Annotated in this window: 24 protein-coding genes and 2 tRNA genes; 8 read left to right on the forward strand and 18 right to left on the reverse strand. The window is 61.8% G+C overall.

The genetic code is table 11. The features are described from left to right. Positions 1-117: 117 nt before the first annotated feature. Both ACQ4MS_RS18995 and ACQ4MS_RS19000 read left to right on the forward strand, forming a co-directional pair. A complete protein-coding gene (locus ACQ4MS_RS18995) occupies positions 118-963 on the forward strand; it encodes an IclR family transcriptional regulator domain-containing protein (protein ID WP_431096206.1) in 846 nt (281 codons plus the stop codon). 383 nt (positions 964-1,346) lie between these two features. Next, complete coding sequence (locus ACQ4MS_RS19000) at positions 1,347-1,970, forward strand: hypothetical protein (protein ID WP_431096208.1); 624 nt, start codon at positions 1,347-1,349, stop codon at positions 1,968-1,970. Positions 1,971-2,207: 237 nt separating this feature from the next. On the opposite strand, the gene ACQ4MS_RS19005 is transcribed toward ACQ4MS_RS19000, so the two are convergent. The 8 genes from ACQ4MS_RS19005 to ACQ4MS_RS19040 all read right to left on the reverse strand — a co-directional run bounded on the left by ACQ4MS_RS19005 (position 2,208) and on the right by ACQ4MS_RS19040 (position 9,974). Continuing rightward, the gene (locus tag ACQ4MS_RS19005; protein ID WP_431096209.1) at positions 2,208-2,963 is read right to left on the reverse strand and encodes an ABC transporter ATP-binding protein; all 756 of its coding nucleotides are present in this window, start codon (positions 2,961-2,963) and stop codon (positions 2,208-2,210) included. Beyond that, the gene (locus tag ACQ4MS_RS19010) at positions 2,960-3,712 is read right to left on the reverse strand and encodes an ABC transporter ATP-binding protein (RefSeq protein ID WP_431096210.1); all 753 of its coding nucleotides are present in this window, start codon (positions 3,710-3,712) and stop codon (positions 2,960-2,962) included. Before ACQ4MS_RS19010 ends, ACQ4MS_RS19005 begins: the two co-directional genes overlap by 4 nt. Then, positions 3,705-4,727 carry a branched-chain amino acid ABC transporter permease gene (locus ACQ4MS_RS19015; RefSeq protein WP_431096211.1) on the reverse strand — a complete coding sequence of 341 codons (1,023 nt, stop codon included), beginning with the start codon at positions 4,725-4,727 and terminating at the stop codon, positions 3,705-3,707. The genes ACQ4MS_RS19010 and ACQ4MS_RS19015 overlap by 8 nt, the downstream gene beginning before the upstream one ends. Beyond that, a complete protein-coding gene (locus ACQ4MS_RS19020; protein ID WP_431096212.1) occupies positions 4,724-5,587 on the reverse strand; it encodes a branched-chain amino acid ABC transporter permease in 864 nt (287 codons plus the stop codon). Before ACQ4MS_RS19020 ends, ACQ4MS_RS19015 begins: the two co-directional genes overlap by 4 nt. 7 nt (positions 5,588-5,594) lie before the next feature. Continuing rightward, a complete protein-coding gene (locus tag ACQ4MS_RS19025) occupies positions 5,595-6,221 on the reverse strand; it encodes a LysE family translocator (protein ID WP_431096213.1) in 627 nt (208 codons plus the stop codon). Positions 6,222-6,414: 193 nt separating this feature from the next. Further along, on the reverse strand, positions 6,415-7,602 hold the full coding sequence (locus ACQ4MS_RS19030; protein WP_431096215.1) for an ABC transporter substrate-binding protein: 1,188 nt from the start codon (positions 7,600-7,602) through the stop codon (positions 6,415-6,417). A gap of 194 nt (positions 7,603-7,796) precedes the next feature. Beyond that, a complete protein-coding gene (locus ACQ4MS_RS19035; RefSeq protein ID WP_431096216.1) occupies positions 7,797-9,386 on the reverse strand; it encodes a benzoate-CoA ligase family protein in 1,590 nt (529 codons plus the stop codon). A gap of 96 nt (positions 9,387-9,482) precedes the next feature. Continuing rightward, positions 9,483-9,974 carry a flavodoxin domain-containing protein gene (locus tag ACQ4MS_RS19040; RefSeq protein WP_431096218.1) on the reverse strand — a complete coding sequence of 164 codons (492 nt, stop codon included), beginning with the start codon at positions 9,972-9,974 and terminating at the stop codon, positions 9,483-9,485. 134 nt (positions 9,975-10,108) lie between these two features. Here ACQ4MS_RS19040 and ACQ4MS_RS19045 point away from each other — a divergent pair, with 134 nt between their 5' ends. The 3 genes from ACQ4MS_RS19045 to boxB all read left to right on the forward strand — a co-directional run bounded on the left by ACQ4MS_RS19045 (position 10,109) and on the right by boxB (position 14,243). Further along, positions 10,109-10,996, forward strand: a complete 888-nt coding sequence (locus ACQ4MS_RS19045; protein ID WP_431099626.1) for a helix-turn-helix transcriptional regulator — start codon at positions 10,109-10,111, stop codon at positions 10,994-10,996. Positions 10,997-11,028: 32 nt separating this feature from the next. Beyond that, complete coding sequence (gene boxC / locus ACQ4MS_RS19050) at positions 11,029-12,723, forward strand: 2,3-epoxybenzoyl-CoA dihydrolase (protein ID WP_431099627.1); 1,695 nt, start codon at positions 11,029-11,031, stop codon at positions 12,721-12,723. Between the two features lie 95 nt (positions 12,724-12,818). Further along, positions 12,819-14,243 (forward strand): benzoyl-CoA 2,3-epoxidase subunit BoxB, encoded by a 1,425-nt coding sequence (boxB, locus tag ACQ4MS_RS19055; RefSeq protein ID WP_431096219.1) that lies wholly within the window; start codon positions 12,819-12,821, stop codon positions 14,241-14,243. Between the two features lie 36 nt (positions 14,244-14,279). Here the strand turns inward: boxB and ACQ4MS_RS19060 are convergent, their stop codons facing one another. Beyond that, positions 14,280-15,248, reverse strand: a complete 969-nt coding sequence (locus ACQ4MS_RS19060) for a hypothetical protein (protein ID WP_431096220.1) — start codon at positions 15,246-15,248, stop codon at positions 14,280-14,282. A 133-nt stretch (positions 15,249-15,381) separates the two neighbouring features. Between ACQ4MS_RS19060 and ACQ4MS_RS19065 the strand changes: the two genes are divergently transcribed. Next, positions 15,382-17,001 carry an alpha/beta fold hydrolase gene (locus ACQ4MS_RS19065; RefSeq protein ID WP_431096221.1) on the forward strand — a complete coding sequence of 540 codons (1,620 nt, stop codon included), beginning with the start codon at positions 15,382-15,384 and terminating at the stop codon, positions 16,999-17,001. A gap of 84 nt (positions 17,002-17,085) precedes the next feature. On the opposite strand, the gene ACQ4MS_RS19070 is transcribed toward ACQ4MS_RS19065, so the two are convergent. Further along, the gene (locus ACQ4MS_RS19070) at positions 17,086-17,472 is read right to left on the reverse strand and encodes a DUF488 domain-containing protein (protein WP_431096222.1); all 387 of its coding nucleotides are present in this window, start codon (positions 17,470-17,472) and stop codon (positions 17,086-17,088) included. Between the two features lie 153 nt (positions 17,473-17,625). On the opposite strand from ACQ4MS_RS19070, the gene ACQ4MS_RS19075 reads away from it, so the two are divergent. Beyond that, positions 17,626-17,702: transfer RNA gene (locus ACQ4MS_RS19075), tRNA-Pro, on the forward strand. A 121-nt stretch (positions 17,703-17,823) separates the two neighbouring features. Here the strand turns inward: ACQ4MS_RS19075 and ACQ4MS_RS19080 are convergent. From ACQ4MS_RS19080 to ACQ4MS_RS19090, 3 genes are all read right to left on the reverse strand, one after another. Next, a complete protein-coding gene (locus ACQ4MS_RS19080) occupies positions 17,824-18,267 on the reverse strand; it encodes a response regulator (protein WP_431096224.1) in 444 nt (147 codons plus the stop codon). Between the two features lie 125 nt (positions 18,268-18,392). Further along, positions 18,393-18,469, reverse strand: a tRNA-Arg gene (locus ACQ4MS_RS19085). 130 nt (positions 18,470-18,599) lie between these two features. Continuing rightward, positions 18,600-19,304: a glutathione binding-like protein gene (locus ACQ4MS_RS19090; protein ID WP_431096226.1), complete on the reverse strand. Its 705-nt coding sequence runs from the start codon at positions 19,302-19,304 to the stop codon at positions 18,600-18,602. 56 nt (positions 19,305-19,360) lie between these two features. On the opposite strand from ACQ4MS_RS19090, the gene ACQ4MS_RS19095 reads away from it, so the two are divergent. Then, the gene (locus ACQ4MS_RS19095) at positions 19,361-20,047 is read left to right on the forward strand and encodes a hypothetical protein (RefSeq protein ID WP_431096227.1); all 687 of its coding nucleotides are present in this window, start codon (positions 19,361-19,363) and stop codon (positions 20,045-20,047) included. Between the two features lie 84 nt (positions 20,048-20,131). Here the strand turns inward: ACQ4MS_RS19095 and ACQ4MS_RS19100 are convergent, their stop codons facing one another. The 5 genes from ACQ4MS_RS19100 to ACQ4MS_RS19120 form a co-directional block, all read right to left on the reverse strand. Then, complete coding sequence (locus ACQ4MS_RS19100; protein WP_431096229.1) at positions 20,132-21,391, reverse strand: acyl-CoA dehydrogenase family protein; 1,260 nt, start codon at positions 21,389-21,391, stop codon at positions 20,132-20,134. A 49-nt stretch (positions 21,392-21,440) separates the two neighbouring features. Next, positions 21,441-22,538 (reverse strand): phosphotransferase, encoded by a 1,098-nt coding sequence (locus tag ACQ4MS_RS19105; protein WP_431096231.1) that lies wholly within the window; start codon positions 22,536-22,538, stop codon positions 21,441-21,443. 19 nt (positions 22,539-22,557) lie between these two features. Further along, positions 22,558-23,283, reverse strand: a complete 726-nt coding sequence (locus ACQ4MS_RS19110) for a Crp/Fnr family transcriptional regulator (protein ID WP_431096232.1) — start codon at positions 23,281-23,283, stop codon at positions 22,558-22,560. Positions 23,284-23,432: 149 nt separating this feature from the next. After that, positions 23,433-24,212: an oxepin-CoA hydrolase, alternative type gene (locus tag ACQ4MS_RS19115; protein ID WP_431096233.1), complete on the reverse strand. Its 780-nt coding sequence runs from the start codon at positions 24,210-24,212 to the stop codon at positions 23,433-23,435. A gap of 177 nt (positions 24,213-24,389) precedes the next feature. Continuing rightward, the gene (locus ACQ4MS_RS19120) at positions 24,390-25,910 is read right to left on the reverse strand and encodes a 3-hydroxyacyl-CoA dehydrogenase (protein ID WP_431096234.1); all 1,521 of its coding nucleotides are present in this window, start codon (positions 25,908-25,910) and stop codon (positions 24,390-24,392) included. Between the last annotated feature and the right edge of the window lie 97 nt (positions 25,911-26,007).

Here is a 26,007-nt window from a genome sequence, read left to right on the forward strand (position 1 = left end):
TAAATCTTATTGGGGGCGATGTGCCCATGCGAGAAGGTTATGCCGCGGCACGCGCTGCGGCCAGTGTCCGTCCCTGCCTTTGCACGATACTTGGCCTGTTTGTGCGATGATCGCGCAATGGCCACTTCCCGCACCCCTGTCAAACCCGGCGCTTTTCCGATCGCCAAGCCCGACCTGATTGAAGGCATGGCCAAAGGCATGGCCGTACTGGAGAGTTTTGACACCCAGCGCCAGCGGCTGAATGCCACATTGGCGGCGGAGCGGGCAGGTATCACGCGGGCGGCAGCGCGCCGCCACTTGCTGACGCTCACGCACCTGGGGTATCTGGAAACCGATGGCAGCTATTTTTGGCTGGCGGCCAAGGTACTGCGGTTTTCGGGCAGTTACCTGGCCACCGCGCGCCTGCCGCGCGCCGTTCAACCCACACTGAACCGGCTGGCCGCGCAAACGCAGGAGTCGTTTTCTGTCGCGGTGCTGGATGGCGATGAGATTGTCATCATCGGCCGCAGCGGCTTTGAATGGAAGTCTTCCGGGGACGGCAGCAAGACAACACCGGCGCGCGTATTGGCCTACGGCCTGCACCTGGGGGCACGCCTGCCCGCCCACGCCACATCAACCGGGCGTGTGCTGCTGGCCGCGAAAACGAAAGCTGACGTCAATGCGTGGCTGAAGGCCAAAACCGAAACCGGCAACCTGGCCCGGTTGACGCTGCACACCACGACCGAGCCGCGTAAACTCCGCGCCCTTGTTGACCAGGTGCGGATTGACGATTACTGCGTGGCCAGTGAAGAGCATGAACTGGGTGTGCATGCGCTGGCCGTGCCACTGCGCGACATGCAGGGGCGCACGGTGGCTGCGCTCAATGTCGTCTCGTCGCCGCATCGACTACGGGGAGAGGTGATGCTCAAGGAGTTGCTGCCGCTGCTGCTTGATGCCGCCCGGGAATTGCGGTCGCAGCTGTAGGCTGCCAGTGGGTGGAGCGCCGTAATCTTCCCGTCACCTTCACCTCTCAGGCCAGGCGCTGAATTCATAACGCCTGGTGAGGGCCGCGGCCAAGTCTGTCATGGCAGACACCGCATGCCCTTGATATCAAAGAAGTTCTTCGCGCAAAGAAAACTCCTGTCTGTCCGCGCCGACATTTCTCTGGGCATCCCGTCCGGAAGTGCGTTGATTTCATTCGATTTCTGTTCAGGCATGCATCTTGAGAAGTCATAAGGGTGTCGCTGTAACGGCTGGTAAGCGATAGAACCGCCAGCCGTTCAAGACGACTCATGTTGCGAGGGTTGTGAACCCCGGCCTGTGGTTTATCTCCGCAGTCTTTAACTTTTACTTTCTCAGGAATTCTTATGAACACGAAACACGTACTGGCTATTGCCGCGCTTTTGATCACTTCCCAGGCCTTTGCCCTGACTGCCCACCAGAAGCAACAAGGTTGCGACGGCGATGTGGGCAACTGCTCGAGCGGCCTTGGCCCTGCCGGTGGCGGCAGTGGTGAAGCGTCCCAATACGTGTCCGCGTTTATCAGTGAAGGTAGCCTCTGGGAGATGTTTGCAGACAGCCAGGGCGGCTTTACGATCGAAACGGAACTTTCCGGTGGCAAAAAGAAGGTCCATATCCACGACAAGGCTGCCTACCTCATCAAGCCTCCGCCTGCCAATTCACAAATGAAGCGTTCTGCGCTGGTCTATGGCCCCATGGCACCGGCACTGAGCGCGGAGGCAGCGAAGAAAAAGGCTGAACAGGAAAAAGCCCAGGCAGCGGCGGCAGCCGCCAAAAAGGCTGCGGAGGCAAAGGCCCTCGCAGAGGCTGTCCAGAATGCGGGTGGCTTGGGCGCCTACTCTGCAGGCCTGGTAGGTCAGGTTTCGGCGAAGCCGGTTGCTGGTGGCGTTATTTCCGGCGCGTCGACAGTGGGCGCACAACCTGTCGCAGGCATGTCGAACGGACCGGTCACGGCGCGCAAGCAGCCTTGAACGGGGCGTCAGCATGATCGCTCCCTGCGCGGAGCGATCACGGCGGATCCTGATACGTCAGTGAAGGATTTCCGGGATGGACGCCCCCGTTGTGCTGGCCACGTTCATTTTCTGGTCAAAAATGGCTGTTGTCCCAATTAGAACGGGCGTGAGCAGCTACAAAACTAATAGCACCTGGTGGCCAGGGCCAGAGGCGGCCACGCGCTGTTAACGTGACTTGGCCAGATTGAATGGGCCTTAAACGCCGAGGTATTGCGCGAGCAACTCGGGCTTGGCGTGCAGCTCGGCCGAACTGCCTTCAAACACCACCTGGCCCTTGACCAGGATGACATTGCGGTCGGTGATCTGGGTGACGTGTTTCCAGTTCTTGTCGACGATCACGCTGCTGATGCCGGTCTCGCGAATCAGGCCGCAGATGCGCCAGATGTCCCGGGCAATCAGCGGCGCCAGGCCTTCGGTGGCTTCATCGAGGATCAGCACGTCGGGGTTGGTCATTAGCGCGCGGCCGATTGTCAGCATCTGCTGTTCGCCGCCCGAAAGCTGCTGCCCGCCGTGGTTCAGGCGTTCCTTCAGGCGCGGAAAGGTGTCCAGCACGCGTTCGTAGGTCCAGTCGTTTCTGCGGCCCACGCCGTCTGCGGCGCTTCCTGGTCTGCCTGCGCGCGCCGCCATCTTGAGGTTTTCGGTCACGCTAAGGTTGCCGAAGATACCGCGGCCTTCGGGGACATAGGCGATGCCGAGGCGGGCGATTTCGTAGGGTGGGGCGCCCGTCATGGGCCTTCCGTTGATTGCGACCGAGCCCGAGCGCGGTTTGACGAGGCCCATGATGCTTTTGAGCAGCGTGCTCTTGCCCATGCCATTGCGGCCCATGAGGCCGATGGTCTCGCCGCGTGCGACGTGAAAGTCAATGCCGCGCAGCACATGGCTGGCGCCATAGTAGGTGTTGATGTCCTGGGCACCGATCAGGATGTCGATCTGTTTCTCGGGGGTGTTCATGAATGTTCCTCTCCGAGGTAGGCCGCCTGCACGCCTGCGTCGGCACGGATCTGTGCGGGCGTGCCGCTGGCAATCACCTGTCCGTTGACCATCACGGTCAGCTTGTCGGCCAGCGTGAAGACAGCGTCCATGTCGTGCTCGACCAGCAGGATGCCGTGGTCTTTCTTGATCGCCAGCAGCAGGGCGACCATGCGTTCGGCCTCGGCCACGCCCATGCCGGCCAGCGGTTCGTCCAGCAGGAGCACCTGCGGCTTGGTGGCCAGCGTCATGGCGATCTCGAGCTGGCGCTGCTCGCCATGGCTGATGGTGCCGGCGATGCTGTGCTTGCGATTTTGCAGGCCGGCCAGCTCCAGCGCTTCTTCGGCACGGGCGTTGACTGCGGCAAAGTTCGTGGCGCGCTTGAGCCAGTGCGCGGCATTCGGCTCGCGCGACTGTGAGGCCAGCCTCACGTTCTCCCAGACGCTGAAGGGCAAGAAGATATTGGTTTTCTGGTAGCTGCGGCCCAGGCCTTTGCCCGAGATTTTCTCGGGGGTCCAGCCGGTCACGTCATGCGCACCCAAGGTGACGGTGCCCGAGGTGGGCAGCAGGTCGCCCGAGAGCAGGTTGGTCAAGGTGGATTTGCCGGCGCCGTTAGGGCCGATGACCGCGTGGATGTGGTTGCGCCAGAGGTCAACAGACACGTCGTTGACGGCAGCAAGACCGCCAAAGCGCTTGGTGAGGTTTTTAGCCGAGAGCAGAACTTCACTCATGGCCGACCTCCGCCTTGTCTTTGCGCTGGGTGAATTTTTCAACCAAACCCAGGATGCCACGCGGCGCGAAGACCACCAGCAGCACGATGAAAAGACCCATCCACAGCTGCCAGTGCTTGCCAAGATTGACGCTGCCGAGTTGCGGCAGGTCCTTGAAGACGTGCAGCAAATACTCAAACGCAAAGGCGCCGACGATGGCGCCGGCGAAGTTGCCCATGCCACCCAGAATGACCATCATGATGGCATGCGCGCTCATGTGAAAGCCCATGAGCTCGGGGTTGATGTAGCCCGTCTGCGCGCCCCACAGATAACCCGCCAGTCCCGCCAGCCCACCGGCCAGCGTGAAGGCCGAGAGTTTGTAGCCGAAGGTGCCAAAGCCCATGGCGCGCATGCGGTGCTCGTTGACGCGGATGCCTGCCAGCGTACGGCCGAACGGACTCCAGAGCAGGCGCCGCAAAAAGGCGTAGACCAGCAGCACGGCCGCGAGCGTGAAGTAGTAGAGAGTGACTTTCTTGTCCAGGTCAAACGGCACCCAGCCGAAGATGGCCGCGCTGGGTTTGAAGTTGATATAGAGGCCGTCAGAGCCGCCCAGGGCCTTGTTGTCGAAGAAGAGGTAGAACACCATTTGCGCGAAGGCCATGGTGACCATGATGAAGTAGATGCCGTGCGTGCGCACCACAAAGAAACCGATGATGAGTGCGGCCAGGCCCGAGGCCAGCACGGCCACTGGCAAGGTCCACCACAGGCTGACAGGCTCGCCGGCAGGCGTTAAAAAGGCCAGCGCATAACCTGCCAGGCCAAAGTAGGCTGCGTGGCCCAACGAGACCAGGCCGGTGACGCCTTGCAGCAGGTCCAGGCTCATGGCAAAGATCGCCATGATCATCATGCGCGTGACCATCTGGGTGTAGAAGTCGGTGCCGACGAAGGGGAAGGCGACAAGGGCGATCAGGCCGAGACCCAATGCCACCTGCACGCCGCGCGGCAGGATTTCGAGATTTGCTTTTGCCGAGCTCATTGCTTGAATAGTCCTTCTGGCTTCCACAAAAGGACAGCAGCCATCAGCATGTACACCAGCATGCCGGCCATCGAAGGCAGCAGCACCTTGCCAAAGGTATCCACCAGGCCGACCAGTAGCGCGGAGATCAGCGCACCGCGCACCGAGCCAATCCCGCCAATCACCACCACCACAAAACACATGATGAGCACTTGCGAGCCCATGTTGGGATAGACGCTGGCAACAGGCGCGGCGATCATGCCCGCCACGGCCGCCAGGCCCACGCCCAGCGCAAACACCACAGCGTGGATCAACTTGATATTGATACCCAGCGACTCGGCCATGTCGCGGTTAAAGGCGCCGGCGCGTATCTTCATGCCCAGGCGGGTTTTGGAGATCAGGAAATAAAGGCCCAGCGCCAGCACGATGCACACGCCCGACATGAAGAGTCGGTAGACGGGGTAGGAAAGGTTGTCAGTGAGGGGGACCGAGGCGCTCAGCAAATCGGGAATCGTCACACCGTGCACGTCGTCACCCCAGAGGATGGAACGGACCTCTTCAAAGATATAGATCAGGCCGAAGGTCAGCAACACCTGGTCGAGGTGGTCGCGCTTGTAGAAATGGCGAAACAGCAACCACTCCAGCGCCAGGCCGAAGATCACCGACAACACCGCGCCGCCGATGATGGCCATGGTGAGGCTGCCCGTGAGCGTGCTGAGCGACCAGGCCAGGTAGGCGCCCAGCATGTAGAAACTGCCATGGGCCAGGTTGACTACGCCCATGATGCCGAAGATCAGCGTGAGGCCGGCGGCCAGCATGAACAGCAGCAGGCCGTACTGGACGCTGTTGAGCAGCTGGATGAGGAAGTTGGCTAGATCCATAGTCCGATCAGGTATGACGGCGGGTGAATAACAAGAGGCTGCCCATGAGCGTGAAGAGGCCGCCGGAGACGCGGTTGAACCAGCGCACGGCCTGGCTTGAGCGCAGCAGCGGCGCGATACGTGCCACGCCCAGCGCACAGCCGCTCAGCACCGAGAACTCAAACGCCATAAAGGTGAGGGCGAGGATGGCGAACTGCGGCACAAAAGGCGCGGCCGGATTCAGGAACTGCGGGAAGAAGGCTGCAAAGAACAACACAGCCTTGGGATTGCTGGCGCCGACGAGAAAACCGCGCAGGAAAAACGAGCGGCGCTGGGCTGGCGCTTCGCCGGCGGCAGGGTCAAAAACAGCCGCCTCGCTACGGAAGGTTTTGATCCCGAGATAAATCAGGTAAGCCGCACCAATGACCTTTGCCACGGTGAAGGCGGTTTCCGACGCCGCGAGCAGCGCGCCCAGTCCCATGGCCGACAACAGCATGACGCAGAGCACGGCCCCTACGCTGCCGGCCACCGAAGTCATGGCCTTGCGCGGGCCATGGTTGAGCGCATTGGTCATGCACATCAGCATCGTCGGGCCAGGTGTGAGGATAAGCAGCGCGACAGCTGCGACGTAGAGTAGGTAGGTAGTGAGCGTCATGGTGGAGAAGATAGCATCGCTTCAAGACGGCAAGCAGGCGCCGTACCAGCTTTGTTCAAAAATTGAACGATAGAGGGAACGAGGTCCACCCCGCCAGCTGGGGCCGCGGAACCGGCTTTGCCGGGGCCGCAGGCGCAGCGGCCCCCTCGGGGGGCAGGGCGCTACACGCAGTGAGCAACCGTGGGGGCCATGTTCAGGCCATCTTGCAGCCGGCGCCGGAATCAGCGAGAGCTTTCGCGGCAACACCGATCACCTTGTTTTCCTTGTTCTCGACCACGCGCAGGTACATGTCCTGCACCGGGTTGTGTGACCGGCTCATGGTCCATTTGCCGCGTGGGCTGTCAATGACGGCGCCTTCCAGGGCCTTGTAGAGGGCCGGCTTGCTGCTCAGGTCACCCTTCACCGCATTGGCGCCCTGAACCAGCAGCAGGCCGGTGTCGTAGCCCTGTACGGCGTAGACGTCAGGCTGCATCCTGAATGTCTTGGCATAGCTCAGGCGGAACTGGCCGTTGCGCTGCGTCGGCAGCGAGTCGCTGTAATGCATGGTTGTGACGATGCCGTTGGCAGCGGGGCCGGCTGCGTCAAGCACACCTTCGGTCAGGAAACCAGAGCCATACAGCGGGATCTTCTCCTTGAGGCCCGCCGCGGCGTAGTCCCGGATGAACTTGGCAGCGCCGCCGCCGGCAAAGAAGCAGGCTACGGCGTCGGGCTTGAGTGCGGCGATCTCGGTCAACAAAGCCTGGAATTCGACCTGAGGGAAAGGCAGGCCCAGTTCCTTGACGATGGTGCCGCCCGCAGCGGTGTAGCTTTCCTTGAAGCCTTCAAAGGCTTCATCGCCTGCGGCGTATTTCCAGGTGATCCAGACGGCTTTTTTGTGGCCGCGGTCGACCATGGCTTTACCCAGGGCACGGGTGGGCTGCGAGTTGGAAAATGACGTGCGGAACACATTGGGTGCGCACAGGGCGCGCGTGGCCGCGTGCACGCCGGCGTTGGGGATCAGGCTCAGCACGCCGCTGTCGCGCGCGACTTTCTGGATGCCCATCTGCACGCCGGAGTGCACCGTGCCGACGAGTACGTCGACCTTGTCGCGCTGCACCAGCTTGTTGGCGTTTTCAATGCCTTTGGATGGCTCGGATTCGTCGTCGACCTTGAAGTATTCGATCTCGCGTCCACCGAGCTTGCCGCCTTGTTCGTTGATGGCCATGCGAAAGCCGTTTTCAATCGCCACGCCGAGCTGGGCAAATGTGCCGGTATAGGGCAGCATGAAACCCACACGCACCTTGCCGGACTGCGCACGCACAATTTCGGGCAGCAAGAGGCCGGTGGACGCGGCACCGATCACGGCAGCGCTACGGGTCAATACAAGTCGGCGTGAAGTCATGGAATAGCTCCTGGTTGAGGCTGAAAACAGTTAGACGAATAGTAAGCGTGCGTTGTGTATGCAACCCTAGTGTAAAACCCGAGATTGAGGACTAAATTGTTTATGTTTAAAGCAATTGCCATGCCTGGTGGGCTGTCTTTTTGTGCTTTTCCGGCTTGTGTAATTGCCGATGCCGGCTCCCCGGGGTTTCATGGTCAATGCGACTGGCGCAGTTTGAAGCGCTGGATCTTGCCGGTAGCCGTCTTGGGCAGCTCGTTCGCAAATTCAATCCAGCGGGGGTATTTGTAGGGGGCAAGCTGCTGCTTCACGTGGGCCTTGAGTTCTTCCGCTGTGGCGGACTGCCCGGCTTTCAGTACCACATAGGCCTTGGGCTTGACGAGTTCGTCGGCGTCGGCCACGCCGATCACCGCCACCTCCAGTACGGCGGCGTGCGTCATCAGGCAGGCTTCGACTTCAAACGGCGAGACATAAATACCGCCGACCTTGAGCATGTCGTCGCTGCGACCGCCATAGGTGTAGTAGGCGTCGCCATTCGCGTCGGTATTGCGGGTGTACTTGTCACCGCTCCTGGTCCATTCGCCGGCAAAGGTGGCCTTGGTTTTGGCGCGGTTGTTCCAGTACATGATGGCGGCGCTGGGCCCGCTGATCTGCAGTTCGCCGATCTCGCCGTCGGCGCATTCGCGCCCGTCGTCACCGATGATGCGCAGTGCGTACCCCGGCACCGCCTGACCGGTCGTGCCGTAGCGCACCCGGCCGGGACGGTTGGACAAAAAGATATGCAGCATCTCGGTGGAGCCGATGCCGTCCAGGATCTCGCAGCCGTATTGCGCCGTCCATTTTTTGCCGATCTCGGCGGGAAGGGCTTCGCCGGCACTGGTGCAGATGCGCAGGCTCAATTCGGACGTCGCCGGGCGGGACGGATCTGCCAGCAGCGCCGCGTACAAAGTGGGCACGCCGTAAAAAATGGTGGGCTGGTATTTTTTGAGCAGCGCAAACACGTCAGCGGGCGCGGGGCGCGCCGGCAGCAACACCGTGGTAGCGCCGACGCTCATGGGAAAAGTCAGCGCGTTGCCCAGGCCATAGGCAAAAAAGAGCTTGGCGGCGGAGTACACCACGTCGTCCTCCCGGATGCCCAGTACGCCGCGCCCATACAGCTCGGCCGTCTGGATCAGGTGGCTGTGCAGGTGTACGGTACCTTTGGGCGCGCCGGTCGAGCCGCTGGAGTAAAGCCAGAAGCAGACATCGTCGGCGCAGGTGTCTGCTATGGTTTTGGTAGCTGTTTGTGCAAGTAAAACGCTGGTCAGCGTGGGATATGACGGAGATTTCTCAATGCCGGCAACGATCACGGCTTTCAGCGTGTCAATTTTTGCAAGCAGCGGCTCAAAGGCCGGGAGCAGGGTGTTGGAGACGATCAGCCCCTGCGCTCGCGAGTCGCGCAGCATGAACTCGAAGTCGGCAGGCGTGAGCAAGGTGTTGGCCGCCACGGGCACCACGCCTGCAAGAATGCAGCCGAGGAAAGCGACGGGCCACTGAGGTGTATCCAGCATGGCCAGCAGCACGCGGCTTTCGGGGGTAATTCCCTGGGCACGCAAGGCGTTGGCAAAACGGTGGGCCTGGTCGGTGAGGTCGCCGTAAGTCAGCACCTCGCCGGTGACGGCGTCGATAAAGGCGGGCTTGCCTGCGCGGCCGGCATTGCGCTGCAGCAGGTCGTGCGCGGCGTTGTAGTTGCGCGGAATGGTTATCCGCGGCGGGCTTGCAGAGTGGTCTGCGCTGCTTGCTTGCATGCTTGTCTCCAGATATCTCTTGCTATTATTTTGGTAGCTGCTTGTGCACGCCCATCAAGTGCTACGGGTCAATTTCTTATGAATCCATAAGGCAGATCAGGCGGTGGCCGGGCTGGCGCCCAGCGTCTGCAGGGCGCCGGTGAGCCACTGGCGGCACCACTCGGTGCCTTCCGTTTCCGGCATGGTGCCGCTGCTGGCGTCATGGCACCAGATCTCGCCGATACGCTGCGCGCCGAGGTTCTGCAGGCGCTCGTCAAATTTCTTGCCGCCGAAGCAGAAGGTCTGCATGTAGGTGCGGTCGCCCAGCGCGATGACACCGTAGCGCACATGGCCGAGGAATTGGGGATTGGCGCCCAGGGATTCGTACAGGGCGCGGGCATTGTCCGGGACATCGCCGGAGCCGTAGGTGGAGCTGCAAATGAGATAAAGTGCATCTTCCGCCTTTGAAGCATCAAAGACACTGATGTCCAGGTTGTCCATCAGCTCGACCTCAATGTCGCTGACCAGGTCAGCGCAATCCATCTGGATAGCCTGTGCCACATAGTCGGCGGTACTGGTCATCGTACCTACAAGGATTTTGAGTTTCATCAAGAAGTCTCCAAATAAAAGATGCAATAAACTGCTTGACATCAATTTAACCTGAAGTATACTGCAATTCAAGCGAAACGCAACTGCCAAAGCCCGGAAAGGGCGACTTTTTACACAGGTGCTTCTTGGAAATCATGTCCGAACAGGAATCGAAAGCCACCCTCAGTGAACTGGGGGCGCGTGTTCGTGCCTGGCGCGCGCGCCGGGGCATGACGCGCAAACAGCTGGCGTCCGACTCCGGCCTGAGCGAACGTTTCCTGGCCGATGTGGAGACCGGCAAGGGCAATGTGTCGATCAATTCCCTGGAGGCCGCAGCCCGTGCGCTGAACATTTCCATCCTCGAACTGCTGCAAGACGCGCCGCGGCCGGCTTTGGCCCGCGTGCAGGGCCTGTTGATGCGGCTGGATGATACCCAGCTTGACCAGGCCTACAGCCTGCTCGGCAGCACTTTCGGACTCAGCGACTCACTGGGCCGGGAGCAGCGGGTAGCGCTGATTGGCTTGCGTGGCGCCGGCAAGTCCACCTTGGGCAGCCAGCTGGCGGCCGAGCGCGGCGTGCCTTTTATCGAACTGGACCGCGAAATCGAGCGGGAAGCGGGCACCAGCATGAACGAAATTTTGCTGCTGCATGGCCAGGCCGGCTACCGTCGCTATGAGCGCCGTGCGCTGTTCCGCATCGCGGAAGACCACCCGGACGGCGTCGTCATGACCACGGGCGGCAGCATCGTGAGCGAACGTGAAACCTTCGACCTGTTGCAAAGCCGCTTTTACTGCGTCTGGCTCAAGGCCAGCCCCGAAGAACACATGGCCCGCGTGGTGGCGCAGGGCGACATGCGGCCCTTTGACACGACCCGCGGCGCGACCGACGAGGCGATGGAAGATATTCGCCGCATCCTCTCCAGCCGCGAGGCGCTGTATGCCCGCGCTGACGCCGTGGTTGATACCGCCGCGCGCACACTGAAACAAAGCCTCAAAGACCTGGAACGCGCCGTTCCCAAAACAACCGCCCGTAGCAATGACTAACGGGCCTAACCGGAGACATTCCCATGAACGCCATGACAGAACCGCTTCTATTCAAACAGGTCATCGAAGGCCAGGAGCGCGAGCTCGTGAGTTTCTCCACCCACCCGAGCAAGTACCAGCACTGGACCTTGAGTGTGGAGGGCGATGTTGCGCGCCTCAAACTCGACATCAATGAAGACGGCGGCATCAAGCCCGGCTACAAACTCAAGCTCAACAGCTATGACCTGGGCGTGGACATCGAATTGCATGACGCCATCAACCGCGTCCGCTTCGAGCACCCGGCCGTCAAGGTGGTGGTGTTTGAGTCGGGCAAGGAAAAGATCTGGTGCTCGGGCGCGAACATCTACATGCTGGGCCTGTCGACCCATGGCTGGAAGGTCAACTTCTGCAAGTTCACCAACGAAACCCGCAACGGCCTGGAAGATTCCTCCCGCCATGACGGCCTGAAAGCCATCGCGTCTGTCACCGGCGCCTGCGCCGGCGGTGGCTATGAGTTGGCCCTGGCCTGCGACCGCATCATCATGGTGGATGACCGTTCTTCCACCGTCAGCCTGCCTGAAGTGCCCTTGCTGGGCGTGCTGCCCGGCACCGGCGGCCTGACCCGCGTGACCGACAAGCGCAAGGTGCGCCGCGACCTGGCCGACATCTTCTGCACCACCAGCGAAGGCGTGCGCGCCGACCGCGCCAAGGACTGGAAGCTGATCGACGCGCATGCCAAGCCGCAGCAGTTTGGCGATCTGCTTGCTACAGAAATTGAAGCACTTCGCGCCCAATCGACAAGGGATACAGCCTCAAAAGGCATCGAACTCACGCCGCTCAAAGCGCTGATCGACGACAGCGGCTACCACTACAGCCTGGTCGACGCGCAGGTCGACCGCGAAAAGCGCATTGCCACGATTACCGTCAAGGCACCCGCCGCGGCGATTGAGTCGACGCCCGAAACCATTGAAGCCGCTGGCGCCAGCTGGTACCCGCTGAGGCTCCAGCGCGAACTTGACGACGCCATCCTGAATCTGCGCACCAATGAGCTGGAAGTCGGCACCTGGGTGATCAAGACGACTGGCGACGCTGGTCAGGTCATCCGCATGGACGGCGTGCTGGCTAATCTCAAAGACCACTGGCTGGTGAAGGAAACCACGGGCGCGTTGCGCCGCACACTGGCCCGACTGGACGTGACCAGCCGTTCGCTGATTGCGCTGGTGGATGCCGGTTCATGCTTTGCCGGCACCTTCTACGAACTGGCCCTGGCTTGCGACCGTATTTACATGCTGGACTTGCCTGACGCACCCGACAGCGCGCCGGCGCTGCAACTGAGCGCCGCCAACTTCGGCTGGTTCCCGGCGGTGAATGGCCTCACGCGCTTGCAGACACGCTTCTGCGAAGACACCACCACGATTTCCCAGTTGCAAAAACTCGGTGACAGTCCGCTGCGCGCCGACCAGGCATTGGCGCTGGGGCTGGTCACGCTGACGCCCGACGACATCGACTGGGATGACGAGATTCGCATCATGCTGGAAGAGCGTGCTTCGCTGTCGCCTGATGCGATGACGGGCATGGAAGCTTCGCTGCGCTTTCCGGGTAAAGAGACGATGGAGACCCGTGTCTTTGGGCGGCTGTCTGCGTGGCAGAACTGGATTTTTATTCGGCCGAATGCGGTCGGGGAAGACGGTGCCTTGAAACTTTTCGGCACGGGGAAGAAAGCCAAGTTCGATTGGAAGAGGGTGTAACTCCCCGGAGCGCCTGCGGCCCGGCAAGCCGGTTCCGCGCTGGCACTGGTACTGAGATCGCCGCTACCGCCTTGCAACATATTTGAAAGAACGACATGAGCTCTATCGACCTCCAAGCCCTCATCCCCAACAACGTTCACCTGGGCGAAAACCGTCAGCTTCAGCGCGCGCTGGAACACTGGCAGCCCGCCTTCCTGAACTGGTGGGACGAGATGGGCCCCAGCGACTTCAAGGCCAAGGAAGTCTATTTGCGCACCGCGGTGGGTGTGGATGCATCCGGCTGGGCCAGCTACGGCTACACGCCCATGCCCGACTACCGCTGGGGCATCTTCCTGGCCGACAAGGAAGAGGGCCGCAAGATCGGCTTTGGCGACCATATGGGTGAAGAGGTCTGGCAAGACGTGCCCGGCGAATACCGCTCGACCTTTCGCCGCCTCATCGTGACCCAGGGCGACACCGAGCCGGCTTCCGTCGAGCAGCAACGCCTGCTGGGCCACACCGCGCCTTCGCTGTACGACCTGCGCAACCTGTTCCAGGTCAATGTGGAAGAGGGCCGGCATCTCTGGGCCATGGTGTATTTGCTGCACGCGCACTTCGGCCGCGACGGCCGCGAGGAAGCCGAGGAACTCCTGATGCGCCACAGCGGCGATGCCGACAAGCCGCGCATTCTGGGCACCTTCAATGAGCCCATGGACAACTGGCTGTCCTTCTTCATGTTCACCTATTTCACCGACCGCGACGGCAAGTTCCAGCTCAAGTCGTTTGCCGAATCCGCCTTTGACCCGCTGGCCCGCACCACGCGTTTCATGCTGACCGAGGAAGCCCACCACATGTTTGTGGGGGAGACCGGCGTGGGCCGTGTCATCAAGCGCACGCTGGAAGTGATGAAGGAGCTGGACACCGACGACGTGGCCACCTTGCGCAAGGCTGGCGTGATCGACCTGCCCACGGTGCAGAAATTCATGAACTTCTGGTTCACGTCTTCGCTGGACCTGTTCGGCTCGGAGGCTTCATCGAATGCCGCCAATTATTTCAGCAACGGCATCAAGGGCCGGCCGGATGAAGCCAAGTTTGCCGACCACGTTGAACTGGAAACCGAAATGAGCATCGTCGTGCCGAACGGGCAGGGCGGTGTGAAGAACGAGACGATCTCGACTCGCAACGGCATGAATGAAATCACGCGCCTCGAGTACGTCAAAGACTGCAATGTCGGCGTGACGCGCTGGAACATGGGCATCAAGCGTGCCGGCGTGGACTTCGAACTGACCTTGCCTTCGACGCGCTTTCGCCGCGAGGTCGGCGTCTGGGCCGGCAACTTCACCGACCCGCTCGGCAACCCCATCAGCGCCGCCGATTTTGAGGCGAAGAAGGACCAGTGGCTGCCGACACCGGCCGACACGGCTTTTGTGAAAAGCCTGATGAACCGGGTGACGGAGCCGGGCAAGATGGCGGCGTGGATCGCGCCGCCTGATCGCGGCATCAATGCCAATCCACTGGAATACGAGTACGTGAAGCTCTGATCAGGCGCTTTGCAAGCTTAGGTCTCGCGGCACATCTCATTCCCCCGCATGCGCAAGGATAGGCGCGAGGGCCGAGCCAATGCGCTCCAGCTGCGCCGGAGTCACCAGTTGTGTCAAGGTATCGGCGAAGCGTGGCTCCTGCACGCCTGTGACGATGTACTGCCAGCGGTAGGCTTTGAGAAAAACATCGCGGATGGCGGTCTCTTCAGAAGGTGAGCAGCTCCCCACCCCGCAACGCAGGAAGTAGTCGGCGTCTGCCGCCGCTTGCATCTGGCAGATGCCGTCGACGGCGCCCACCAGGTCGATAAGGTCGTCCACGCCGCGGTCGCGTTCCGTGTCGGTTGTGCGCGCATCCTCCTGCAGCCATTCGAGCTCGTCGACGATCGCGTGCTGCGACTCTTCTTTCCAGTGGAAGAGGAAAACATCCTTCCACAACTCCGACAGGTGGGCATCCGGCTCTATGCTGCTGCGGTAATGCGCCTGGGAAAACAGCTCGATGTCCAGGGTCAGGCACAGCACGGCCCAGGTCGATTTTGCGAGCACGGCATTGGCTACCTCATTGGGATCGGGCATGAATCTGTAGCCCGGAGGCATTCCCCTGGCGACCATCTTTTCGAGGCGGCGGAACAGTTCCTGGTGCTTCAGTTCCTCGTCGGAAAGGCGCACCAGCGCTTCCAGTGCGACCTGGTCGCCGAACCAGTGGTGCTTGCTGATCTCCAGGGTCTTGGCGCCGATAAAGCGTTCCACCAGCGCGAACATGTTGGTGTAGGTCCGGCCCTGAACCTGGGACATGAAGCGGGCTTCGGCCGGCTCAAGAAACGGCAGTTCGTGTACCTTCGACAAACCATCCGGCAAAAATTTCTTGCTGAAGTCAAAGCTGCGGCCGCGTATCACGTCGCGGTCGATGTCCCAGCGGATCCGCTTGGACGTTTCGATGCATTTCGCATAGCGCTGCGTCACCTCCCGCCTGGCTGATTTGGCTGTTTTTTCGAGGGTCATTTGCATGGTGGCTCCTTGTGTGTGGTGGTTTCAAAAATGAACACTGCAGTCGCACGGTGTCGACAAGGGCGTCACTTTAGGATCCCACCGTCCTTTGAGCGTCCCTGTACAGGCGGCGCCCGCCCGGATATAAATTGGCATGCCTTCCCGCTCTTCTTTGCCCCTGTTGGCGGCGCCGCTGGCGCTGCAGGTCTTTGGCGTGCCGATGATCACTGTCCAGGGACATGAAGCACGCCTTCCGCTCAAGCGCGCCGCGGCGCTGCTGGCTTACCTCGCCTTCAATGCGGGCCCGGTACCCCGGACGCACCTGGCGACGGTGCTGTGGCCGGACGCCGATGAAGCGACCGGGCGCACACGATTGCGCAGGCTGGTCTATACCATCGAAGAGGCTGTCGGCGAACGGGTCATATCCCCGGACGATGATTGCCTGGCGCTTGTGCCGCAGAGGCTTGAGACCGATGCGCTTCGGTTCATGGATTTCGCTCGCCGGGCGATCGCCTTGGCGACGCTGGATGAGGACGCTCTGGCCGAAGCCGGCCGCTGGGTCGTGCGGGCGCGCCAGCCTCTGATGCATGGAGTAGCCTTCGGCTCAGGCGTTTTCGATGACTGGCTTCAGGCAACTTCCATCGAGTGTGAGCGGCTGTTGGCTCGACTGCTCGAGCGCATGATCGACGAGCTGGGCCGGCGCAACGACGTCGCGCAGGCGCTGGACCTTGCCGAAGTCCTGATTTCGCTGGACGTGTACCGTGAGCCCAGCTATGTCCTGCTGATGCAATTGCATGCCCGGCACGGGCACACCGCCGGCGTCGAGGCAGCCTACACGCGTTGTGCGGACCTGCTGCGTGCAGAGTTCGGTATCAAGCCTGGCCCGCAAACGGAGACGGCGTACCTGAAACTGACTGAAGATCTGAAGCAGCTGTGGTCTCACCGCATTGAACGGCCGAGTGTGTGTTTTGCGGAAAGCTCTTCAGGCATCGTCGCTTACACGATCGTCGGTACGGGCGAGCAAACCATGGTGGTTTGCCCCGGGTTCGTTTCGCAGATTGAGATCGGCATGGAGTACTCGCCTTTTCGCGCTTTTGTCGAGGCACTGGGGGTTTACTTTCGGGTGATCCTGTTCGACCGGCGCGGCATCGGCCTGTCTGAGCGCACGGGCGCAACGAGCACGCCCGCTGCCATGGCTGCCGACATCCTGGCGATTCTGGGTCACGCAGGCGTCCAGCGCACATGGCTCTTCGGGTCCTCCGAAGGCGGGCTGGCAGCGATGCGGCTTGCCGTCGACCATCCTGAGCGGGTTCAGGGCTTGTGCCTGTTTGGATCGCTTGCGCGCGGCTCAGCTGCCCCGGACTACCCATGGGCTTTGTCGGCAGCCGCCTTCGATGTGTGGCTGGAGCGGCTCATTGCTGCATGGGGTGGGCCAGTGGGCATCGAGACGTTTGCGCCCAGCGCGCATGACGATCCTGCGCTACGCGCCTGGTGGGCTCGCATCGTGCGGCATGGGGCATCTCCCGGGGCGCTCAAGACTATTTTTGATGGGCTGCGCGATGCCGATCTGCGCGCTGACCTGGGCCGCATCGGCGTACCGACGCTTGTCATGCACAGGCGCGGCGACCGGGCAGTCCGTTTTGGGGCGGGCGAGCATCTCGCGCAAAAAATCCCTGGTGCGGTTTGGCACCCGCTGGAAGGCACCGATCATTTCTGGTGGTGTGGGAATAGCGCGCCCGTCGTGGAGGCCATTTTGAACTTCGCTGCGCGTTGACGCAGATATTGCTTTCGGGCCAAGCCCTTTGTCAGGTACGGACCGGATGAGGATTTCTGATCAGGCGGCACCGGTTTGTGACAGTCAGACAAATCGAGCGCCGCGCTCCTTGAGCAGATCCCGCAGCAACGAGCGGTGGCAGCGCGCCTCGTTCTCGCAATAGCAGCCCATGGAGAAGTTGGACTGGTGCGACAGCGCCGCCAGCAGGTCGAGGTTGCGGCTGGCGTCGGGCTCGTTCATCTCGGTGCGGTACTTTTTGCTGAAGGCCGCCCAGTCCTTGTCGGAGTCCGCACTCTGGCCCAGCTTCATGGTTTCCACGCTGGGCGCGAGGTTGGGGTACCACACGTCGTACCAATTTTGCGAAGCGAACTCGGCCTTCGGCACGCCGCGCGGGGGCCTGCGCGCCGTACCTATGCGCAAACCTTCGTTGGGACTGCGGGCTGTGCCCAGCCGGATGATTCTGATGGCCATTGCGGTCTCCTGGTTGGCGGAATTTTGGCAGGCTTTGTTGGGGAGCGCCTGCCGATACTGCAAGCCTTCCGGAGCATGCTCACCTCCTGGCGCGGAGAAAGTTGGGGATGCTCGTGAAAGTCAGCCAAGTTCGGGCTATAATCTTGGACTTGTCGGAGTGTGGCGCAGTCTGGTAGCGCACCTGGTTTGGGACCAGGGGGTCCAAGGTTCGAATCCTTGTACTCCGACCAAAAACCCCAGCAAAAAGCCCACTTAATGTGGGCTTTTTCACGCCTGTTTGCTGGCGGCGTCTCGCCAATCCGGCCTTGGCAGCCGTCCTCAAGGCTCCATGCTGTCAACGCCGTCGGTGTTTCAGAGCTTAAGCAACGACCCGAAATTGGATGTGCGCCAGTATTCGCGCACCTGTTCCAGTTTTTCCTGAAAGTCCCGAAAGTGCAGCGGCTTGCGCACATAGCTGTTGAGCCCGCCCTGGATCTCTTTCACCATCGGGGAATATTTGGATTCGGACGTCAGGATGACGACGGGTACAAAGAAAGTGCGGGGATCGGCCCGCATGCGCTGCATGACTTCAAGCCCGCTAAGGCCGGGCAAATTCAGATCCAGCATGACCAGTTCGGGCGGGTGGTCATTGGGCCGGTTGCTGTAAGTACCCTCGCAGAAAAGGTATTCCAGGGCTTCCGTACCGTCGCGGGCGACGATGATCTCATGGTCCGCGCCGTTTTCCTGCAGCGTCAGCAACGTCAACTCGACGTGAGCGGGATTGTCCTCTACCAGCAGCATGGTTGGTCTGGGCATTTTTGCTCGCCTCCTGGTCTTATTCGATCTTGCACGGGGCCAAACCCCGACTATATACCCCGGATTTTGAGGCTACAGGAAGCGAAATTCGGTAATAGAGGACTGGTTGGGCTTGTCGCCGTGATTGGCCTGCCCGGAGGGGATCGAACCCCCGACCCTCAGCTTAGAAGGCTGATGCTCTATCCAACTGAGCTACGGGCAGTTTGTGTGTGAAGGCCGGGGCAAGGCCACGCAGGGGCGGCCGCTGTTTCCAGCTCGTCGCGAATCATACCTTCAATCGATAGCTGGCGACCTTGGCCAGCCGCCTCCATCTTGCGCTTGTTCAGTGCTTTTCATCGCTTTTCGTACTGCGTTTTGCCAAACAGGACTTCGCGCGCCTTGTCATCGGTGATAGGTTTTCGCAGGTCGGCCAGTACTTTGACACCGCGTTGCACGGCGGGACGGTCGCTGATCAGGTCGAACCACTTTTTCAGGTGCGGGTAGTCGGCCCAATCGATGCCGTGGTTTTCCCAGTTGCGCAGCCAGGGGAAGATGGCGATGTCGGCAATGCTGTATTCGTCGCAGGCGATGAACCGGCTGGTGGCCAACTGCTTGTCCATCACGCCATAAAGCCGCTTCGTTTCATTGGTGTAGCGGTTGATGGCGTAGTCGATTTTCTCGGGTGCGTACTGCCGGAAATGGTGCGTCTGCCCGATCATGGGACCCACGCCGCCCATCTGGAACATCAGCCACTGAAGCACCTGGAACTTCAGACGGTCGGTTTTCGGCAGCAGCTTGCCGGTTTTGGCGGCCAGGTAAAGCAGGATGGCGCCGGATTCGAACACCGAGATGGGGTTGCCGTCAGGGCCTGTCGGGTCCACCAGCGCCGGAATCTTGTTGTTCGGGCTGATGGCCAGGAACTCCGGCTTGAATTGGTCACCGGTACCGATATTGACCGGAATGGCCTGCCAGTCCCGGTCCAGCCGCAACCCACACTCTTCCAGCATGATGTGGACCTTGTGGCCATTCGGTGTGGGCCAGGAGTAAACATTGATCATTGGCGCTTCCTTGGACTAACATGAGGTTGCTGCACTTTAAGAGAAATGCCAAAACCATGTTCGAGCGGTTGAAAAAAGTCTTTGTCGGGGGTAAGGGGGATGCGGGGGACGCCGGCGCCTCCGATGACACCGTGTCCGAGTGGGCTGGCACCCGCGGCTTTTCATTTACCGGCATGGGGGAGGGCAAGGGCTTTTCGTTAAAAGGCACCGTAGGCGGCAAACCCTGGAAGATGGAACGTGGCCGGGCCTCGCGCGACTACATCCGTGGCGAAGAGCTGCGCGCCCGGGGCGAAATCAAGGTCAACGACGACGTCACGGTCCTGGTCATGAACCGGGCGCTGAAGGAGGCGCTGGAAAAGCGCGCCTACCAGGCCTATACCGATACCCTGCAGACTACTGCCGACCCCAGCATGCCGGAAGAGGTGCGCTGGTTGGCGATGTACTCGGAAGTCGGCTGGGAAAGCCTGCCCAAGCCTTTCTGGCAGCGCTATGCCGTCATGGCCGACCAGCGCATCCACGCGCAGGCATGGCTGGACACCCATCTGGTCGAACTGCTGATGAATTGGCCAGAGCCTTCACCGGATCCGCAAGTGCCTTTTATCCTGATGGTGCTGCGTGGCAAGGCTTACCTGCGCATGCAATATACCCCCGCCGACATGCCAACACTGGAGCACGCAGCCCAGATTTTCACCAGTGCCTGCGATTCCGCCATTGCAGGCCTGACCAACGACATCACGCTCTGATTTTTGGCATTTCCGAGGGCGAATTTGGCCGTTTTCCCTGGTATATCGGGCGCCAGTAGCTATCAATTTTATAGCAATGTTGCCTCAACCGCCTCGCGTCACAGGCATCTCGACTTCACCGGGCATCAATAGGTGCCTGGCCAGCTCCAGCTTGGCCAGTGAAGCGCGGTGTACTTCATCCGGGCCATCGGCCAGGCGCAGGGTGCGCTGGCTGGCGTAGGCGTAAGCCAGCGGAAAGTCGTCCGACACGCCACCGCCACCATGGGCCTGGATGGCCCAGTCGATGATCTGGCAAGCCATGTTGGGTGCCACCACCTTGATCATCGCGATCTCGGCCTTGGCGACTTTGTTACCCACGGTGTCCATCATGTAGGCGGCCTTGAGGGTCAGCAGGCGAGCCTGCTCAATCATGCAGCGGGCCTCGGCGAGGCGTTCATGCCAGACCGACTGGCTGGCGATGGGCTTACCGAAAGCGACGCGGCTGTTCAGGCGTTTGCACATCAGTTCCAGCGCGCGTTCGGCAATGCCTATGCTGCGCATGCAGTGGTGGATGCGGCCGGGGCCGAGGCGGCCCTGGGCGATCTCAAAACCGCGGCCTTCGCCCAGCAGCAGGTTGGCGGCGGGTACGCGCACATTCGTCAGACGCACTTCCATGTGGCCGTGCGGCGCGTCGTCGTAACCGAACACCGACAGCGGGCGGATCACGGTGATGCCGGGTGCGTTGGCAGGCACCAGGATCATGGACTGCTGCTCGTGGCGGCCGGCATCGGGGTTGGTTTTTCCCATGACGATGTAGACGGCGCAGCGCGGATCGCCCGCGCCGGACGACCACCACTTGAGACCGTTGAGCACATAGTCGTCGCCGTCGCGCTCGATGCGGCACTGGATGTTGGTCGCGTCGGATGACGCAACCTCGGGTTCTGTCATCAGGAAGGCCGAACGGATCTCACCCTTGAGCAGAGGGTCCAACCACTGGTCCTTGTTGGCTTCAGAACCGTAGCGGGCGATGGTTTCCATGTTGCCGGTGTCCGGCGCCGAGCAGTTGAAGACTTCGGCCGCGAAGGGCACACGGCCCATGATTTCGCACAGCGGCGCGTATTCGAGGTTGGACAGGCCTTCGGGCGCGCGCGGCGAGTGCGGCAAAAACAGGTTCCACAGGCCGGCTGCGCGGGCCTTGGGTTTGAGCTCCTCAACCAGCTTGGTCGGGACCCAGGCATTGCCCTTGGCGCGGTTCTCAGCGATTTCCCGGAAAAAGCGCGCCTCGTTCGGGTAGATGTTCTCGTCCATGAACTTGAGCAGGCGCGCCCGCAGTTCCTGTACTTTTGGGGTGTAGTTGAAGTCCATGAAATCTCCAGAAGTGTGGGGCGATGTTGTTATGGGAAGACTGTGGGTTTCAGCCCTGGCTTTTGAGTGCAAAGCCCCAGGCCATTTTTGCCAGCAGCGGCGCGCCGGCGGCGGAGCTGACAGCCTGTGCGCTGGAGGCTGTTCCGGCCTCGACCCGCTTGGCGATGCCCTGCAGGATGGCTGCGATGCGAAACAGGTTGTAGGCCATGTAGAAGTTCCAGTCGGCCTTGAGCGCTTCGGGCGTGGCAAGGCCGGTACGTTCGCAGTAAAGGCGTATGTACTCTGATTCAGTGGGGATGCCCAGGCTTTCGACGTCCAGTCCGCCTATGCCGCGGAAGGCCCCAGGCGGGATGTGCCAGGCCATGCAGTGATAGCTGAAGTCGGCCAGCGGATGGCCCAGCGTGGACAGCTCCCAGTCAAGAACGGCCAGCACGCGCGGCTCGGTCGCGTGGAACAGCAGGTTGTCGAGCCGGAAGTCGCCGTGCACGATGGAGACCAGGCTTTCGTCGCGCGCGCTGGCCGGGATGTTGGCCGGCAGCCATTGCATCAGGCTGTCCATCTCGGCGATGGGTTGGGTGATGGAGGCGGCGTACTGCTTGCTCCAGCGGCCTATCTGGCGCTCAAAGTAGTTGCCGGGCTTGCCGTAGTCGGCCAGGCCGCGCTCGGCGAATTTCACCTTGTGCAGGGCGGCAACGACGCGGTTCATCTCGTGGTAGATTTCGCCGCGCTGGGCTGGGGTCATGCCGGGCAGGGACTGGTCCCAGAGCACGCGGCCCTCGACGAACTCCATCACGTAGAAGGCACGGCCTATCACCGACTCGTCCTCGCAGAGGCAATACATCTTCGGCACCGGGACATCAGTGCCCTGCAAACCCTGCATGACCTTGAATTCGCGCTCCACCGCATGGGCCGACGGCAGCAACTTGGCCACTGGCCCAGGCTTGGCGCGCATCACATAGGACGCGGTGGGCGTGATGAGCTTGTAGGTCGGGTTGGACTGGCCGCCCTTGAAGATTTCCGCCGTCAGCGGACCCTTGAAGCCGGGCAGGTGGCCGGCCAGGTAAGCGGTGAGCGCTTCGAAGTCAAAGGCATGCGCACCGGACACAGCCCGCGTGCCGACAAAGTGGTCGAAATTGCTCGTGCTCAAAGGGCTGGCCCCCGTGTGTTTATTTGTCGATTTCGGCTTCGGAAATGCGCATCAGAGCTTGCCGGTTGCGGACCACGAGGCCGCCCGGCTCTATGCGGATGGCTTCCTCGCGTTCCATGGACTTGAGTTCCTGGTTCACGCGCTGGCGCGAGGCACCCAGCAACTGGGCCAGTTCCTCCTGTGCCAGCTGCAGGCCGATGCGCACCTCGCCGCTGTCCGCCAAGCTGGGCACGCCGTAGCTGCGCACCAGGTGCAACAGCTGCTTGGCCAGCCGCGCGCGCAGGGGCAAGGTGTTGAGGTCTTCCACCAGGCCGAAGAGCTGCCGGATGCGCCGCGCATGCAGCCGCAGCAGCGCCTCGTAGAGCTCGACGTGCTGGCTCAGTATCTTGCGCAGGTCGGCGCGTGAGACGCACAGCAGCGTGGTTTCGCCATGGGCATAGGAGTCGTGGGTGCGCCGCTCGCCGTCGAAGATCGCCACATCGCCGACCCAGATGCCGGGCTCCACGTAGGTCAAGGTGACCTGCTTGCCCGAAATCGACGTGGAACTCACCCGGATGGCACCGCGCGCGCAGGAGATCCATTCTTCTGGCGCATCGCCGCGGGCGCTGATGAGTTCGCCGTCTTTGTAGCGTTTGACGTAGGCGCATCGAAGTATGTCGTGCCTCAGGGATGGGGACAGGGATGAAAACCAGCGGCCGTTGTTGATGGCCTCTCGTTCCTCTATCGTAAGAATGGGATCGTCCATGGTCTGTCTTTTGAGTGACTAACAAGACGTCCATTGTCGCTTGAGGGACGCAGGCGGCGCCACCCCGCTGTCGCATGGGTGTCGCCCGGCCGGAGGGGTCGGGGGAATGGTGTGGGTGGGGTGCGACAGGCTCGCCTGCGCGAGGCCGGTTATCGGTAGTGCGGCGTGCGCTTGTTCAGGAATGCGTCTATGCCTTCGCCGGCGTTGGCATCGTGCAGGTTGCGCACGAAGTGGTCCTGTTCACGGGCCAGCTGCTGGTTCAGCGTGCTGCCGGCTGCATCGTTGATCAGTTCCTTGATGCTGGCCAGCACGTTGGGTGCGCGGGCGTTGAGGTTTTCGGCCAGTTGCAGGGCCTGGGCCAAGGCGTCGCCCGGGGCCGTGACGCTGTTGACCAGCCCGAGATCGTGCAGGCGCCGTGGGCCTATGCGCTCGCCGGTCATCAGCAGTTCGCTCGTCAGCGCGCGGGGCAGGGCGCGCGCCAGGGCCCAGCTGCCGCCGCCATCGGGCGACAGCGCGACCGTGCTGTAGGACATCACAAACACTGCGTTCTCCGCCGCCACCACAAAATCGCAGGCCAGCACCAGGGAGAAACCAGCGCCGGCGGCCGGGCCTTCCACGGCGGCAATCACCGGCTTGGGGTAGGTGCGGATCGAGTCGATCCAGTTGTGGAGGCCTTCAATGCTCTGGGCCTGCACCTCGGGTGCCTCACGGCGGTTGGCCTGCAGCCGTTGCAGGTTGCCGCCTGCACAGAATATCGAGCCCTCGCCGGTGATGACCACGCTGCGGATGTCGGGATTGTTTTCGGCCGCGTTCAAGGCCTCAATGCCAGCCGCATAAATGTCGGGCCCTAAAGCATTCCTGAACTCCGGGTTGCTGATCGTCAGGATAAGGGTCTGGCCCTCGCTCGTACCTTTGATTGCGCCTGCCATGTCAGTTCTTTCGTGGTGTTGAATCGGCCGCGAAGGCCACGAGTTGCAGGTCTCCCACCAGTGGGAGCCGCGGAACTGGCTTCGCCAGGCCGCAGGCGCCGCCCCCTTGAGGGTGGAAGGTGCTGCACAAAGTGAGCATCCGAAAGGGGTGATTCAATCTTATCCGGCGGGGGTGTCTCATTCTTCCTGATGCATGAGGCTCAGGCCGATGGCGCCGCGGCGCCGCAGCCACGGGGAAGGGCGGTAGCGCTGGTCGCCGTACACGGTCTGCATGTTGAACAGCACTTCCAGCACATTGGTGGGGCCGTAGCGGTCGCCCATGGCCAGCGGGCCCATGGGATAGCCCAGCCCGAGGGTCACGGCGGTCTCCAGGTCTTTCGGGCTGCAGATGCCTTGCTGACAGATGTCGCTGGCGATGTTGACGATGGCGGCCACCACACGCTGGGTGACAAAGCCGCCGCTGTCGCGGATCACGCTGACGGCCTTGCCGTCGCGGGCGAAGAGGGCATGCGCCGCGTCGCGCATGTCGGTGCGCGTGGCCGGGTTGGTGGCCAGCACGCGCCGCTTGGTGGCCGCGTCGTCGATCAGCATGTCGATGCCGATGGTACGGGCCGGATCCAGGCGCTCCACCACGGCCACCGTGGTGATGTCAAAGCCCAGCGGTGCAACCAGCATCAGGGCCTGCGGTGAGGCGGAGGCGCCGGTCTCGATTTTGGCGCCCAGGTTCTTGAGCAGCTGCAGCAGTTCCGAACGCCGGGACGCGCGTGGCGAGACCCAGACCGGCGGAATTTCGGTAACCTGGGGCACAGGAGGCTCGGGCGGCACCTGCATGGCGCCGTCTACATAGCGGTAAAAGCCTTCACCGGTCTTGCGGCCCAGCATGCCACCGGCCAGGCGCTGCGCCGTGATCACACTGGGACGGTAACGGGCTTCTTCATAGTACTGGTGGTAGATCGACTCCATCACCGGGTGGGAGACGTCGAGCGCGGTCAGGTCCATCAGCTCGAAAGGGCCCAGCTTGAAGCCGGCCTGATCGCGCAGGATGCGGTCTACGGTGGCGAAATCGGCAATGCCTTCGCTGACGATGCGCAGCGCCTCGGTGCCAAAGCCTCGGCCTGCGTGGTTGACGATAAAGCCGGGCGTGTCCTGCGCCTGCACGGGTGTGTGGCCCATCTGCCGGGCATATTGGCTCAGGCCTTCGCAGACAGCGGGGCTGGTCTTCAGGCCCGCGATCACTTCGACCACTTTCATCAGGGGTACGGGGTTGAAGAAGTGAAAGCCGGCCAGGCGTTCGGGATGCTTGAGCGCTGCGGCGATGGCTGTGACAGACAGCGAAGACGTGTTGCTGGCCAGCGCAGTATGTGTGGGCAGCAGCGCCTCAAGTTCCGCGAACAGGGCTTGTTTGACATCCAGCCGCTCGACGATGGCTTCGACGACGAGGTCACATCCGGCGAGATCGGCGAGCGTACTGGCGAGGAGCAGGCGGTCTTTATGGCCGGCAGCCAAAGCGGCGTCGAGACGGCCTTTTTCAACCAGCCTGTCCCATTGGTTGCAGATAGCTTCACGCGCCTTTGCGGCAGCGCCCGTTTGCGCATCCATTAGCTGCACGGTGCTGCCCGCTTGCGCCGCTATCTGGGCAATGCCGCGCCCCATGGCTCCCGTGCCGACTATTCCGACATTTCTGTAATTTACTTCCATGCGTGAATTATGGCCGACCGTATTGGCGGGTCCCATGCCAGTGCCGTCGCAACCTGCCCAGCCGTCATGCGCCCGCCGGGATGATTGCGTTGCACTG

This window comes from Polaromonas aquatica (genome assembly GCF_050626995.1).
Classification (GTDB): Bacteria; Pseudomonadota; Gammaproteobacteria; order Burkholderiales; family Burkholderiaceae_C; genus Polaromonas; species Polaromonas aquatica_A.

What these genes read in the sequence shown, in the direction of transcription:
- ACQ4MS_RS19060 (WP_431096220.1), bottom strand. Translation starts at nt 15,248, where the DNA reads ATGCAAATGACCCTCGAAAAAACAGCCAAATCAGCCAGGCGGGAGGTG.
- ACQ4MS_RS19030 (WP_431096215.1), bottom strand. Translation starts at nt 7,602, where the DNA reads ATGACTTCACGCCGACTTGTATTGACCCGTAGCGCTGCCGTGATCGGT.
- boxC (WP_431099627.1), top strand. Translation starts at nt 11,029, where the DNA reads ATGACAGAACCGCTTCTATTCAAACAGGTCATCGAAGGCCAGGAGCGC.
- ACQ4MS_RS19065 (WP_431096221.1), top strand. Translation starts at nt 15,382, where the DNA reads ATGCCTTCCCGCTCTTCTTTGCCCCTGTTGGCGGCGCCGCTGGCGCTG.
- ACQ4MS_RS19045 (WP_431099626.1), top strand. Translation starts at nt 10,109, where the DNA reads ATGTCCGAACAGGAATCGAAAGCCACCCTCAGTGAACTGGGGGCGCGT.
- ACQ4MS_RS19110 (WP_431096232.1), bottom strand. Translation starts at nt 23,283, where the DNA reads ATGGACGATCCCATTCTTACGATAGAGGAACGAGAGGCCATCAACAAC.
- ACQ4MS_RS19020 (WP_431096212.1), bottom strand. Translation starts at nt 5,587, where the DNA reads ATGGATCTAGCCAACTTCCTCATCCAGCTGCTCAACAGCGTCCAGTAC.
- ACQ4MS_RS19070 (WP_431096222.1), bottom strand. Translation starts at nt 17,472, where the DNA reads ATGGCCATCAGAATCATCCGGCTGGGCACAGCCCGCAGTCCCAACGAA.
- ACQ4MS_RS19005 (WP_431096209.1), bottom strand. Translation starts at nt 2,963, where the DNA reads ATGAACACCCCCGAGAAACAGATCGACATCCTGATCGGTGCCCAGGAC.
- ACQ4MS_RS19080 (WP_431096224.1), bottom strand. Translation starts at nt 18,267, where the DNA reads ATGCCCAGACCAACCATGCTGCTGGTAGAGGACAATCCCGCTCACGTC.
- ACQ4MS_RS19100 (WP_431096229.1), bottom strand. Translation starts at nt 21,391, where the DNA reads ATGGACTTCAACTACACCCCAAAAGTACAGGAACTGCGGGCGCGCCTG.
- ACQ4MS_RS19015 (WP_431096211.1), bottom strand. Translation starts at nt 4,727, where the DNA reads ATGAGCTCGGCAAAAGCAAATCTCGAAATCCTGCCGCGCGGCGTGCAG.
- ACQ4MS_RS19025 (WP_431096213.1), bottom strand. Translation starts at nt 6,221, where the DNA reads ATGACGCTCACTACCTACCTACTCTACGTCGCAGCTGTCGCGCTGCTT.
- ACQ4MS_RS19120 (WP_431096234.1), bottom strand. Translation starts at nt 25,910, where the DNA reads ATGGAAGTAAATTACAGAAATGTCGGAATAGTCGGCACGGGAGCCATG.
- ACQ4MS_RS19095 (WP_431096227.1), top strand. Translation starts at nt 19,361, where the DNA reads ATGTTCGAGCGGTTGAAAAAAGTCTTTGTCGGGGGTAAGGGGGATGCG.
- ACQ4MS_RS19115 (WP_431096233.1), bottom strand. Translation starts at nt 24,212, where the DNA reads ATGGCAGGCGCAATCAAAGGTACGAGCGAGGGCCAGACCCTTATCCTG.
- ACQ4MS_RS19090 (WP_431096226.1), bottom strand. Translation starts at nt 19,304, where the DNA reads ATGATCAATGTTTACTCCTGGCCCACACCGAATGGCCACAAGGTCCAC.
- ACQ4MS_RS18995 (WP_431096206.1), top strand. Translation starts at nt 118, where the DNA reads ATGGCCACTTCCCGCACCCCTGTCAAACCCGGCGCTTTTCCGATCGCC.
- ACQ4MS_RS19000 (WP_431096208.1), top strand. Translation starts at nt 1,347, where the DNA reads ATGAACACGAAACACGTACTGGCTATTGCCGCGCTTTTGATCACTTCC.
- ACQ4MS_RS19010 (WP_431096210.1), bottom strand. Translation starts at nt 3,712, where the DNA reads ATGAGTGAAGTTCTGCTCTCGGCTAAAAACCTCACCAAGCGCTTTGGC.
- boxB (WP_431096219.1), top strand. Translation starts at nt 12,819, where the DNA reads ATGAGCTCTATCGACCTCCAAGCCCTCATCCCCAACAACGTTCACCTG.
- ACQ4MS_RS19040 (WP_431096218.1), bottom strand. Translation starts at nt 9,974, where the DNA reads ATGAAACTCAAAATCCTTGTAGGTACGATGACCAGTACCGCCGACTAT.
- ACQ4MS_RS19035 (WP_431096216.1), bottom strand. Translation starts at nt 9,386, where the DNA reads ATGCAAGCAAGCAGCGCAGACCACTCTGCAAGCCCGCCGCGGATAACC.